The organism is Dehalobacterium formicoaceticum, assembly GCF_002224645.1.
GTDB lineage: Bacteria > Bacillota > Dehalobacteriia > Dehalobacteriales > Dehalobacteriaceae > Dehalobacterium > Dehalobacterium formicoaceticum.
In genome coordinates, this window is record NZ_CP022121.1 from 1,560,907 (window position 1) to 1,573,716 (window position 12,810).

General features: G+C 44.7%; 11 protein-coding genes. 10 read left to right on the top strand and 1 reads right to left on the bottom strand.

Annotated features, from left to right (window positions below; translation table 11 throughout):
• Nucleotides 1-30 precede the first annotated feature (30 nt).
• The 10 genes from CEQ75_RS07690 (at nucleotide 31) to thrC (ending at nucleotide 12,365) form a co-directional block, all read left to right on the top strand.
• The gene (locus CEQ75_RS07690; protein ID WP_089609813.1) at nucleotides 31-372 is read left to right on the top strand and encodes a hypothetical protein; all 342 of its coding nucleotides are present in this window, start codon (nucleotides 31-33) and stop codon (nucleotides 370-372) included.
• A 288-nt stretch (nucleotides 373-660) separates the two neighbouring features.
• The gene (gene istA, locus CEQ75_RS07695; protein ID WP_242965302.1) at nucleotides 661-2,214 is read left to right on the top strand and encodes an IS21 family transposase; all 1,554 of its coding nucleotides are present in this window, start codon (nucleotides 661-663) and stop codon (nucleotides 2,212-2,214) included.
• Complete coding sequence (gene istB / locus CEQ75_RS07700; protein ID WP_198306583.1) at nucleotides 2,207-2,959, top strand: IS21-like element helper ATPase IstB; 753 nt, start codon at nucleotides 2,207-2,209, stop codon at nucleotides 2,957-2,959. Before istA ends, istB begins: the two co-directional genes overlap by 8 nt.
• A 416-nt stretch (nucleotides 2,960-3,375) precedes the next feature.
• A complete protein-coding gene (gene nuoE, locus CEQ75_RS07705) occupies nucleotides 3,376-3,855 on the top strand; it encodes an NADH-quinone oxidoreductase subunit NuoE (RefSeq protein ID WP_089609814.1) in 480 nt (159 codons plus the stop codon).
• A gap of 31 nt (nucleotides 3,856-3,886) precedes the next feature.
• Complete coding sequence (locus CEQ75_RS18305; protein WP_157677371.1) at nucleotides 3,887-4,243, top strand: (2Fe-2S) ferredoxin domain-containing protein; 357 nt, start codon at nucleotides 3,887-3,889, stop codon at nucleotides 4,241-4,243.
• Nucleotides 4,244-4,282: 39 nt separating this feature from the next.
• On the top strand, nucleotides 4,283-7,009 hold the full coding sequence (gene nuoF / locus CEQ75_RS19645) for an NADH-quinone oxidoreductase subunit NuoF (protein WP_276327721.1): 2,727 nt from the start codon (nucleotides 4,283-4,285) through the stop codon (nucleotides 7,007-7,009).
• Between the two features lie 31 nt (nucleotides 7,010-7,040).
• On the top strand, nucleotides 7,041-8,765 hold the full coding sequence (locus CEQ75_RS07715; RefSeq protein WP_089609815.1) for an NADH-dependent [FeFe] hydrogenase, group A6: 1,725 nt from the start codon (nucleotides 7,041-7,043) through the stop codon (nucleotides 8,763-8,765).
• A 235-nt stretch (nucleotides 8,766-9,000) separates the two neighbouring features.
• Entirely contained in the window at nucleotides 9,001-10,167 is a 1,167-nt protein-coding gene (locus tag CEQ75_RS07720) for a THUMP domain-containing class I SAM-dependent RNA methyltransferase (protein ID WP_089612547.1), read from the top strand.
• Between the two features lie 33 nt (nucleotides 10,168-10,200).
• Nucleotides 10,201-10,848, top strand: a complete 648-nt coding sequence (gene trmB / locus CEQ75_RS07725) for a tRNA (guanosine(46)-N7)-methyltransferase TrmB (RefSeq protein ID WP_089609816.1) — start codon at nucleotides 10,201-10,203, stop codon at nucleotides 10,846-10,848.
• A 20-nt stretch (nucleotides 10,849-10,868) separates the two neighbouring features.
• The gene (thrC, locus tag CEQ75_RS07730) at nucleotides 10,869-12,365 is read left to right on the top strand and encodes a threonine synthase (protein WP_089609817.1); all 1,497 of its coding nucleotides are present in this window, start codon (nucleotides 10,869-10,871) and stop codon (nucleotides 12,363-12,365) included.
• A gap of 142 nt (nucleotides 12,366-12,507) precedes the next feature.
• Here the strand turns inward: thrC and CEQ75_RS07735 are convergent, their stop codons facing one another.
• Entirely contained in the window at nucleotides 12,508-12,810 is a 303-nt protein-coding gene (locus CEQ75_RS07735; protein ID WP_089609818.1) for a zinc-ribbon domain containing protein, read from the bottom strand.

Consider the following 12,810-nt stretch of genomic DNA (forward strand, 5'->3'; position numbering starts at 1 on the left):
AGGAGACCAGGACATAAGGGGTGGATATTGATGGAACAATATTTTGAAAAGATGCAGGAATATCTAAAAATGGAAACGGAAATTTCCTATGAGGAATTTGCCGCTTATTACGCCGATTTTATGGAGTATTTAAACAAAAATTATGGGGATATGGATCAGGAGACCCTGCTTAAAGGACGCTTTATCTGCTTAATTCTTGAGGCCAACAGCCAGGAACGGAGTCGGCGCAAATCACCGGAAGCAAAAAAGTTCAGGAAAATGATGGAGAAAAGCAACTTCTGGGCGGGGGCCATTAAACATCGCTTATTGAATGAAGGCATGACCGCCGGTGAAATTGATGAAGCGCAAGAGGCTTTACACCGTGCTGAGTAATAATCTTAATAAAAGAAGGATCACCAGATAAGTATCTAGTGATCCTTCTTTATTAACAAATATTACCTCTCCCAGTGATAACAATGTTAATCATATTATCTCTTTGTTCGCAAAAAGAAGGAATTAAGAAACTGATGATGAATATTTGTGAATGGTAAAATAAAGTGCAATGATTTTGGCAAACAATAGTGCAGTGATTTTGGCAAATAAAAATACAACTTTTCAATCCGTCAAGTAACATCACCTAGGAGAAGAATGGTACAATCTTCCTTGGGGGTGACAGAAAGGATGACAGATTGGAAAATGTATAGTGAAATTCAACAAAAGAAAAAAGAGGGTTTTAAAAAGACCCAGGCAGCTAGAAAACTAGGCATTAATTTCAGAACAGTAAACAAATATTGGGACATGCCACCGGATGAGTACGCGCTTACTCTAGAGGATACCCGTACAAGATGCAAAAAAGGCGATATTTATGAGGAAGAGCTTGTCAGTTGGCTAAAAGATAATCCTGATATGTCTTCAGCGCAGCTTTATGACTGGCTCAAAGAGCGGCATGGTGACGCGAAGCTTTCTGACAGAACATTAAGACTTTATGTAGCGCATTTAAGAATAGAGTACAACATTCCAAAGAGGGCAAATTTCAGACAATATGAAGCGCTAGAAGACCCGCCAATGGGCTATCAAGCGCAGGTAGATATGGGCCAGATATGGTTAAAAAAGGCTGACGGAAAACGAACACAAGTATACTGCTTTGCAATGGTGCTGTCTCACTCACGGTACAAGTTTGTATACTGGACTGACCGGCCCTTTACTACACAGATGTTTGTGAATGCTCATAACAAAGCATTTGCCTACTTTGGGGGCAAGCCAAAAGAGATTGTATATGATCAGGATAAAGTGCTGGCAGTATCTGAAAATAGTGGTGATATCATCTACACCGAAGGATTTCAGCATTATACAAGTATAATGAAATTTAAGGTTTATTTGTGTAAGGGTGCTGATCCAGAGACCAAAGGACGAGTCGAAGCCGTTGTGAAATATGCAAAATATAATTTTGCCAAGCATCGCATATTTGATAATATAGATGACTTTAACCAGCTTTGTCTTGCTTGGCTTGAAAGAACAGGCAATGCAAAGGTTCATGAAATTACAAAAAAGATACCAGCAGAAGTGTTCGCCCTTGAAAAACAACACCTGATGCCGGTACCTGCATATAAAAACATATCTTCCAGTAAAAGTTTACCTTATATCGTCAGAAAAGACAATACAGTTTTATATAAGTCCAACCGATATAGGGTTCCAAAGGGAACATATAAACCTGGTCTAAAAGTAAATTTACTAATCGACAAGGGCAGTATGGTAATTGCAGATGTGGAAACGGGTGAAATATACGCAAGACATAAGATATCTATTGACAAGGGTAAATTAATTTCAATAAACCATCAGGAGAGAGATTTAAATAATAAACAGGAACTGCTCTATCAAAAAGCTTTTAAATCTCTGCTCTATCTTGATGAGGCAAGAGTACTGCTTGATGCTATAAAGAAAGATAAACCACGGTATTTTAAAGACCAATTAGGCGTAATACTGAGGATATGTGAAGAGATACTTGATCCTTATGTCATAAGACAGGCACTACATTACTGTGTTGAGAAAAAACTTTGGTCAGCGGGTGACTTTAGGTCAAGTATGGAATATTTTAAGGAATTGCAACAGGAGCCACATAAAGCATCACCATTGAAGATATCCCAAATACCGTCAAAATATAAGGGCAACAATCCTAAGGTAAGGGATATCAATGAATACAAGAGAGCAATGAAGGGATGTGTGGCTGATGATTAACATGAAAGATATAAAAGCGGACGCGTACAGCCTAGGTTTAATCAATACGAGGGACAGCATCGATAAACTCATAAAAGTCGCAGAAGAAAAGAATCAGACTTATACCGAGCTTATTTCAGCTGTATTAACAGGAGAACTAAAATATAGAGTAAACAGAGCAAAGGAGAAACGAATCAAGGAGGCTGGTTTCCCCTACATAAAAAAACTGGAAGATTTTGACGTCAGTTTTCAGTATTCGATTACCGAGAAACAACTAAAGCAACTTGCTGAGCTTAAGTGGATTGAACAAATGTATAATCTAATATTTTTAGGCCCTCCGGGTGTTGGAAAGTCGCATCTTAGCATAGCATTGGCCTATAAGGCAGCACAGGAAGGTTATAAGGTAAGTTTCACCACTATGAGTAACCTGGTACAGATACTAAGGACCCAGGAGATATCCAGAAGAAGCAAAACTAAGATTAACAGGATATATAAGTCCAGTCTTGTTGTAATTGATGAAGTTGGGTACCTTCCGATAGAAAGAACGGATGCAAACCTTTTTTTTCAGTTAATATCAGATTTGCATGAGCAGGCATCTATAATCATAACATCAAACAAAGGTTTTGAGGAATGGACAGAGTTTTTAGGAGATGCGGCATTAGCTACCGCAATCTTGGACAGACTTACGTACCGTTGCGATATGATTTCACTAGAAGGAAAAAGTTATCGATTAGAACACAGAAGTTCATTCTTAGGCAAAAATTAAAACTAGTTATAGAACTAGCCTGGATTAGTACTTCGAGCCTATGCTGGCAGTCAAGGGCTGGCGTTAGCCAGGCGCAGCTTTACCCTTTACTGCCCCCGTATAATACCCTATTGTTAGTTGGTCTTGCAAAGCATGACCAACTGCCTACCGGCGAGGGCGGGTATGGGCAGAGCCCATAAAAAGTGAATGTATACGCAAACCTGAAGGGAAAGAATAAACGGGCGGATAAAAAAGTTGTATTTTTATTTGCCAAAAAACATGCAAAAGTACTTGCCAGTAACAATATTATAAATTATAATCATATTATTAGGATTAACGTTAAATTCGCTTATAAGTAATCCATTATATGTAAAAGGAGGTTGAGGTGTCTGCTAATATGCCATTTTCAAGAGATTTTTTGAAAGGAGGAGCGTTAAATGACAGAGTGTTGCCAGCAGCAGTCGTGGAGCATGGAAGAGGTGGAACAGATATTAGATGCTTATCAGGGACAATCTTCGGCCTTAATTGAGGTTTTGCACCAGGTGCAGCATGTGGTGGGATACCTGCCCAGAGAGATTCAGGTAAAGATTGCCAAGGCCCTCGATGTTTCCTTGGGTGAGGTTTATAGTGTGATTTCTTTCTATTCAAATTTTAACATTAAACCGAAGGGCAAACATCAGATCTGTGTTTGTAAGGGGACAGCCTGTTATGTGAAAGGATCGCCGGAAATTTTACAAAGATTAGAGAAAGAATTGGACATCGAGGCGGGAGATACCACAGACGACGGTAAATATTCTCTGGAAGTGGTGCGTTGCCTGGGAGCATGCGGATTAGGACCGGTGATGACGGTGGATGGGAATGCCCATGGTTCTCTTAAACCGGAAAAAGCGGTAGCCATCCTGCAAAAATACAACTAAGGTCTGGGAACAATAGTTGGAGGTGAATCAGTTGTCCAAAATCACATCCCTTTTAGAATTGGTGGATATTAAGAAAGCTATGCTTGCTCAGATGAAAGAAAGTGACCGTACCAAAATTGTGGTGGGCATGGGTACCTGCGGTATATCTGCCGGGGCCAAAGAGACGGCAATAGCCCTGCAAAAGGAAATCGGCGAGCGTTCTTTGGACCACATTCAAATGTCCATTACCGGCTGTATCGGTCTTTGTGTCCAGGAGCCTTTGGTGGAGGTTCAGAAACCGGGGCGGGAAGCGGTGGTTTTTAAATTGGTGGATGAGGAACGAGCCCGGCAAATTATTGAACAGTATGTGGTGAATGATCTCCTGAATGAGGACTGGATTGTAAAATGATCCCGAAAAAAGAAGAACCAGTAAAGGGAGGGAGTGTTAGTGGGTTCCTTGCGTGCATTAGACCAACAAAAACGAATTGCTTTGGCTAACTGTGGTCTTATTAACCCGGAGTCGCTGGAGGAGTATATTGCCTCTGAGGGATATTTTGCCTTGGGCAAGGTAATGGAATCCATGACCCCGGTGCAGGTGATTGAAGAAATCAAAAAATCCGGCCTGCGGGGTCGTGGGGGCGGCGGTTTTCCCACAGGGGTGAAGTGGGAATTGGCGCATAAATCTCCCGGCGAGATCAAGTACGTAATTTGTAATGCGGATGAAGGAGATCCCGGTGCCTTTATGGATCGAAGTATTCTGGAGGGTGATCCTCATAGTGTGATTGAAGGGATGGTGCTGGCCGGATATGCCATTGGGGCTCAAAAGGGCTATGTATATATTCGGGCAGAGTATCCTGTCGCTGTGGCAAGACTCAAAAAAGCCATTGAGCAAGCACAAGACAGGGGTCTTTTAGGAAAGAATATTTTCAACACCGGTTTTAATTTTGAACTGGAGATTCGATTGGGAGCAGGAGCTTTCGTATGCGGCGAGGAGACGGCCCTTATTGCTTCGATTGAAGGGAAAAGAGGCGAACCTAATCCGAAACCGCCCTATCCGGCCCAGTCCGGTTTATGGGGTAAGCCCACCATTATCAATAATGTAGAGACCCTGGCCAACATCCCTGCGATCATCAGAAATGGCTGGTCATGGTTTCATAGCATCGGTTCGGAGCATAGTGCCGGAACGAAGGTTTTTGCCCTGGCGGGGAAAATTGTCAATAATGGCTTGGTAGAAGTTCCCATGGGCACCAATTTAGGAGATGTCATTTTTGACATCGGAGGAGGTGTGCCCGGGGGGAAAAAATTTAAAGCCGCGCAAACCGGCGGGCCTTCCGGGGGTTGTATTCCACCGGAGCATTTAAATGTACCCATAGATTATGAGTCTTTGTCAGCCTTAGGCACCATCATGGGCTCCGGCGGTTTGGTGATTATGGACGAAGACACCTGTATGGTGGACTTGGCCAAGTATTTCCTGGATTTCATCAAAGATGAATCCTGCGGAAAATGTACTGCTTGCCGGAGCGGCACCTTGCGCATGCTGGAGATCTTGGAGCGCATTACCAGAGGGGAAGGCCGGGAAGGAGATATTGAATTATTAGAGGAATTGGGGCAAGGGATTAAGGATTCGGCTCTCTGCGGTTTGGGGCAAAGTGCCCCCAATCCGGTGCTGAGCACCATCCGCTATTTCAGACATGAGTACGAGGAGCATATTAAGGAAAAATATTGCCGTGCCTCTGTTTGTGCTACCATGTTCCATTCTTCCTGCCATAACAGCTGCCCGGCGGGAATTGATATTCCCATTTATGTGGATTTAATCAGGCAAAAAAGGTATGTGGATGCTTATCGCTTCATCAAAAGAGATAATCCCCTGCCCTTAATTTGCGGACGGGTTTGCAACCATCCCTGTGAGGGAAAATGCAATCGCTCAAAAATTGACGAAGCCATCTCCATCAGGGATTTGAAACGATTTGCTTCTGATTATGCCTTTGAATATGGGCCCTTGGAAGAATCCGTACCGGTAAGAAAGAAAAATATGAAGGTGGCCATTGTCGGTTCCGGACCGGCCGGTCTTACCGCCGCTTATTATCTGGCCAAAAAAGGCTATTCCGTAACTGTTTTTGAGGAAAAAGGAATTTTAGGGGGCATGCTGGCCACGGTCATTCCGGAATACCGGTTGCCGAAAGCAAAATTACAGGCAGAAATAGATACCATTAGAGCCTTGGGTGTGGAATTTAAAACCAATTGCGCCGTGGGCGTGGACAAAGATGTCTCTTTGGAAGAATTAAAGGAGCAGGGCTATCAAGCCATTTTCATCGCGGTGGGAGCTCATTTGGAATTAAAATTAAATCAACCTGGAGAAGATTTAGAGGGTGTGATTTCCGGTATTACCTTCCTGCAAAATGTCAATTTAGGCCCTGTACCGGACCTGACGGGGAAAAAGGTGACGGTGATCGGCGGGGGCAATGTGGCCATTGATACCGCTCGCTGCGCCCTAAGGCTGGGTGCCAGGGAAGTTCACATTGTCTATCGCCGCAAAAAAGAAGATATGCCGGCTTTGGTGGAAGAAGTCCGTGAAGCAGAGGTAGAGGGCGTTCAGATTCACACCATGATGAATTCCACCGAAATACTGGGACAAAACGGCAAGGTTAAGGCTTTGTTAGGGATCAAAATGCGAGGCGGTAACTTTGACTTAAGCGGCCGGAGAAGATCGGAACCTATTCCGGGCAGTGACTTTTGTATCCCGACGGATATTGTAATCATTGCTGTGGGCCAGACTCTAAAACGAGACTTTCTCCTTGGTACCGGTGTCGATATCCTGGAACCGGGAATCATCGGTGTGGCTCCCAAAACTTATTTAACCTCTGTGGAGGGCATCTTTGCCGCCGGGGACTGTATTACCGGCCCCAGCACCGTGGTGGAGGCCGTGAAAGGGGGCAAGAAAGCGGCGGCTAATATTGACCGCTATTTGGGTGATGACGGCAACATCATTCCCAATATCCCGTTTGAAAGAAAACTTTCCGGCGAAATTATGGAAAGAGAGCAGCCCCGGGTTCACATGCACAGTTTGCCTTTGGAGCAACGTTTTATTGGTTTTGATGAAGTGGAGCTGGGCTTTTCGGAAGAAGAAGCAGTGCGGGAAGCTAGCCGTTGTCTGAGATGCGATGTAAAAAAATAGCACGGAGTGAGTACATCGAGGAGGGGATCAAATGGAACTGGTTACACTGAAGATAGATAACCAGGAGGTGCAAATTGAAAAAGGTAAAACAATTTTGGATGCAGCCAACCAAATCGGCATAAAAATTCCTACCCTTTGTTATTTAAAAGATCTCAATGCAATCGGCGCCTGCCGAGTTTGCTTGGTGGAAGTGGAGGGAGCCCGTACCTTGAATGCCTCTTGTGTCACTCCGGCATCAGAAGGGATGGTCGTCCACACCAATACACCCCGGGTGCAGCGAGCACGCAGGTTAAATCTGGAGCTCCTTTTAGGGGATCACAATTATAATTGTCCGGCCTGTGTGCGCAATCTGAATTGTGAACTTCAGGATGCCGCCCAGAGTTTAGGCATTCGGGAAATACGTTTTGAACGGCATCCGAGTAAACACGGTCAGGATACCTCCACGCCTGCCTTGGTGCGTGATCCGGAGAAATGTATCCTGTGCCGCCGTTGTGTCAGTGTCTGTGACAAGATTCAAACGGTAGAGGCGATCGTTCCTTTGGAAAGGGGTATGAAAACAGTGATTGGCCCGGCTTTTCATGACTCCATGGCTGATTCTGTCTGTATCCAATGCGGACAATGTGTCTTAGTCTGTCCTACCGGTGCTCTGCATGAAAAAGAGAATATTGACGAGGTCTGGGAAGCCCTAGGTGACCCTGATAAGCATGTCATTGTGCAAACCGCCCCTGCGATTCGCGTGGCGATCAGTGAGGAATTCGGCAGTGAACCCGGCAAGGTCAGTACCGGTAAGCTGGTGGCAGCTTTAAAACGCCTAGGGTTCGATAAGGTTTTTGATACGGATTTTACCGCGGATCTGACAATCATGGAAGAGGGTACGGAGTTTTTGACCCGATTAAAAGAAGGGGGAACATTGCCCCTGTTAACATCCTGCAGCCCGGGCTGGATCAATTTTATCGAAACCTTCTACCCGGAGCTTTTGGATAACCTTTCCACCTGCAAATCACCCCAGCAGATGTTTGGAGCTTTGGCCAAAACTTATTACGCTGAAAAAGCGGGGATCGATCCGGCAGATATTGTCAGTGTCTCCATTATGCCTTGTGTTGCCAAGAAATTTGAAGCTCAAAGACCGGAGATGCGGGACAGCGGATACCAAGATGTGGACTATGTTCTGACCACCAGGGAATTAGCCCGCTTGATTAAGAGGTCAGGTATTTCCTTTGATCAGCTGGCAGATGAAGAATATGACGATCCTTTAGGTATCTCCACCGGAGCCGGCTTAATCTTTGGTGCCTCAGGGGGGGTGATGGAAGCGGCCCTGCGTACTGTTTATGAAATTGTGACCGGAGAAACTCTGGAGAATATTGATTTTACGGCTGTGCGGGGGCTGATCGGTGTCAAGGAGGCCTCTGTTCCCGTAGGGGATCTTGAGGTAAAAATTGCCGTTGCCAACGGTCTCTCCAATGCCCGGTTTCTAATGGAAAAAATCAAGAAGGGCGAAGCAGACTATCACTTTGTGGAAATCATGGGTTGCCCCGGTGGTTGTATTGGCGGCGGCGGGCAGCCTATTCCCACCACCATGGAGATCAGGGAAAAGAGAATTGCCGGAATCTATGAGGGAGACTCGGCCATGTCTATCAGGAAGTCCCACGAGAATCCTGCCGTCCAGACCTTGTACCAAGAATTTCTGGGGAAACCCTTAGGGGAAAAGTCTCATCACCTGCTGCATACCCATTACACGCCGCAGAATAAATTTTAACTTGATCGCCTTGGCATGAGTAAATTTGCAGTTCAAATAAAGTTTAAAATTTAGAAATTGCTTCAGGTTCGATTAAAGGTCAAGTAAAAATCTCAAATCAAAGGACGGTGCTATCTTAGCACCGTCCTTTGTCTGTCCTATAATATTTTAGTGAAAGATTTCTATTCTACTTGTTTAATAGAAACCTTTTTCGGTATAATGTCAAGGAGATTAATTGTTAAGAGTAGGTGACAAAATGGATAAGATTGAGATCATCGCCACAGCAACCTTTGGATTGGAAGCTGTGGTGGCAGATGAATTAAAAAACCTAGGCTATGAAAATTTAAAAGTGGAGAATGGCAGGGTCAGCTTTGCCGCAGGTATGGAAGCTCTTTGCCGCTGTAACCTGTGGCTGCGCACGGCTGATCGGGTGCGGGTGAAAATCGGAGAATTTAAAGCGGAAACCTTCGATGAGTTATTTGAACAAACTAAGGCTCTGCCCTGGCATGATTGGTTGCCTGCCGATGCCGAATTTCCTGTCACAGGAAAGTCCGTTAAATCTAAGCTATTTAGTGTTTCCGACTGCCAGGCGATTGTGAAAAAAGCTGTGGTGGAAAAAATGAAACAAAAATATCAGGTGAGCTGGTTTGAAGAAAACGGCCCTCTGTATCCCATCGAAGTAGCCCTCTTAAACGATACCGCGACACTTACCATTGATACCAGCGGCTCCGGGCTGCACAAACGGGGCTATCGTGTCACGGGCAGCTATGCGCCTTTAAAAGAAACCCTGGCTGCCGCCCTGGTTTTATTGTCCCGTTGGCGGCCGGATACGGAACTGATTGATCCTCTTTGCGGCTCCGGCACGATTCCCATTGAGGCCGCGCTGATCGGACAAAACATTGCACCAGGTATGAATCGGGAATTTATCTCGGAGCACTGGCCGGTAATTACCCGTAAGGATTGGAGAAACGCCCGGAAAGAGACCCATGATGCAGCTCATTTTGATCTGCCCCTGCATATCAGGGGGACAGATATTGATGAACATGTTTTGAAAATTGCCCGGGAGAATAGTACGGAGGCAGGCTTTGAAGATCAAATACATTTTCAAAGGATGCCTTTAGCTGAATTGAGTTCAGCAAAGAAATACGGTAAAATTATCTGTAACCCGCCTTATGGCGAACGGTTAGGCAGCATGGAGGAAATAACTGCCCTCTACCGGGAAATGGGACAGGTTTTTACGAAGCTGGATACCTGGTCGTTTTATATTTTAACAGCTTATGAAGGCTTTGAAAAACTCTTCGGCAAAAAGGCAAGCAAAAAAAGAAAGCTCTATAATGGGGATATCAAGGTGGATTATTACCAGTATTTTGGACCAAGGCCGCCGCGCAAAAAGGAGGGCTTGCCGGCCGCAGGGGATCTGTAAAGAACAGAAAAAATTAGTTGCAAGGGGGTATATATGCGTTTAAGGAGAATTCCCGGGACGAAAGAAGCCCTGACCCGGTACCCGGATCTGGTGGTCTTTGAGCCTGCCCGTTATTATGGCTGCTGGAAAACATATTTTGGTCAGGAGCATCCCATTTACCTGGAGCTGGGCATGGGGAAAGGGAAATTTATCAGCACCATGGCAGGGGAAAACCCTCAGATTAATTTTATCGGGATGGAATTTCGGGAAGAAATGGTCTATAAAGCCATCGGCAAGGCAGGAGAAAGCAGAAGCAATATGCGCTTTCTATGGGCCGAGGCAGATGATGTGGAAGAATATTTTGCCCCGGGAGAAATCCAGCGGATCTATCTGAATTTTTCCGATCCCTGGCCCAAAAAACGACATGGAAAACGGCGCCTGACCCATCAAAAATTTTTAAAAAAATACAAGCATATTTTATCCCCCGGTGGAGAAATTCATTTTAAAACAGACAATCAAGAGCTTTTTGAGTTTTCTTTAAATGAATTCGCCGGGGAAGGGTTTTTCCTGAAAAATATAACCTTCGATCTTCACCGGAGCCAATATCCGGGCAATATTACCACCGAATACGAAGAAAGGTATCGTCAGGAAAGGCCCATTTACCGATGTGAGGCTGCATTAATAGATCATTCACAAATTTGAACGAAGGGAAAGAGTAGAATATGTATATCAGTTCACGAGGAAATTTTCATCCCGTTACAGCATCGGAAGCCATCTGTTTAGGGATGGCACCGGGAGGAGGATTATTTGTTCCCGAAAAGGTACCCGTGCTGAATGAAAAGACGATATCTGATATGGCGGGGCAAAGATATGGGGAAATAGCGCAAACAATTTTAGAACTTTATTTGGATGACTTTTCAGGTGAAGAAATTAAAGAAATCGTTGCCCAGTCATATAACCAGGAGAACTTTGATCATCCGGATATTGCCCCGGTGGTAAAATTAGATCAGCATACCTTTATTTTGGAGCTTTGGCATGGGCCTACGGCTGCCTTCAAGGATATGGCCTTGCAAATTATGCCTCGCTTGTTGGTAAAATCCGTCCAGAAAAGAGGCTCCGCCCAAGAGGTAATTATTCCTGTGGCCACATCCGGTGATACCGGTAAAGCTGCTTTAGAGGGATTTAAGAATGTCCCCGGGGTAAAAATCATCGTTTTCTATCCCCACGGCGGGGTGAGCAGGGTTCAAGAGTTGCAAATGACAACTGCCGAGGGTGATAATGTAGCGGTGGTGGCGGTGAAGGGCAATTTTGATGATTGCCAAACAGCGGTGAAAAAACTGTTTACGGATCCGGAGTTTAACTCCTTGTTTGCTGCCCATCAGATGACATTTTCTTCAGCCAATTCTATTAACTGGGGTCGCCTCTTGCCCCAAATCATCTATTATTTTTGGAGCTATAGCCAATTATTGCATCGGGGAGAAATATCTCAGGGAGAAAAAATCAATGTGGTGGTGCCCACAGGAAATTTCGGCAATATTTTAGCTTGCTATTATGCCTTTTTAATGGGTCTTCCTGTGGACAAACTGATCTGCGCCTCCAATGAAAACAAGGTTTTGACCGATGTGATTGAGACGGGAACATACAACCGGCAGAGGACATTTTATAAAACCATCAGCCCCTCCATGGATATTTTAATCTCCAGTAACTTCGAACGCTTTTTATTCGAAATCACAGGTCATGATGAAGATAAAATTTCTCTTTGGTATCAGCAATTGCAGGATCAAGGTGCCTTTCAAGTGGAGGATATTTACCGGGCAAAATGGCAGGAGTTCCTTCTGGGCGGTTTTGCGACGGATGAGGAAACAAAACGGGAGATTAAAACCACATTTACCGCATCAGGATATGTCCTGGATACCCATACGGGGGCAGGAGTGGCGGTTTATCGGGACTATGTTGAGAAAAGCGGGGATCGCAGGAAAACAATTATTGATGCCACCGCCAATCCCTATAAATTTAACCGGGCTGTTCTTGAAGCCATTAGCGGGCAGGATTTATCCGGTCAGAAGGATGAATTTGCAATTTTAGAGGAGCTCCACCAGGTCACCAAGATGCCCATCCACTCAGCCCTAAAGGATTTGGACCAAAGGCCGGTTCGGCATCAAAGAGTGATTGAGAAGGATCAACTGGGGACAGCGGTAAGAGATATTTTGGGGATATAGGCTAGGAAGGAATTCGCATTTTGAGCCGGTTGGAAAAGTCTGAAGCAAAGATTTTTTCTAACGGCTCAAAATGATTTTCTCAGAATAAAAAAACAGCCCGAAGGCTGTTTTGCTTTGCACAATATGTACAAATCAGGATATTTTAATAACTATATTCTCTTTGTTTCTGGTAACAATCTCGGCAGTATACCGGTCGATCATTATTGGGCTTGAAAGGAACCTGGGTTTCTACGCCGCATTCTGCACACGTAACAGTGAACATTTCTCTTTCACCCGTATTTCTTCCACCGCCATTGCGTTGGCGTTTACGAGCGGAACGACATTCGGGGCATCTGGCCGGATCGTTTTGGAAACCTTTTTCTGCATAGAATTCTTGTTCGGAAGCTGAGAATGTGAATTCAGCTCCACAGTCTTTGCAAGTGAGAGTTTTGTCTTCAAAAGACAT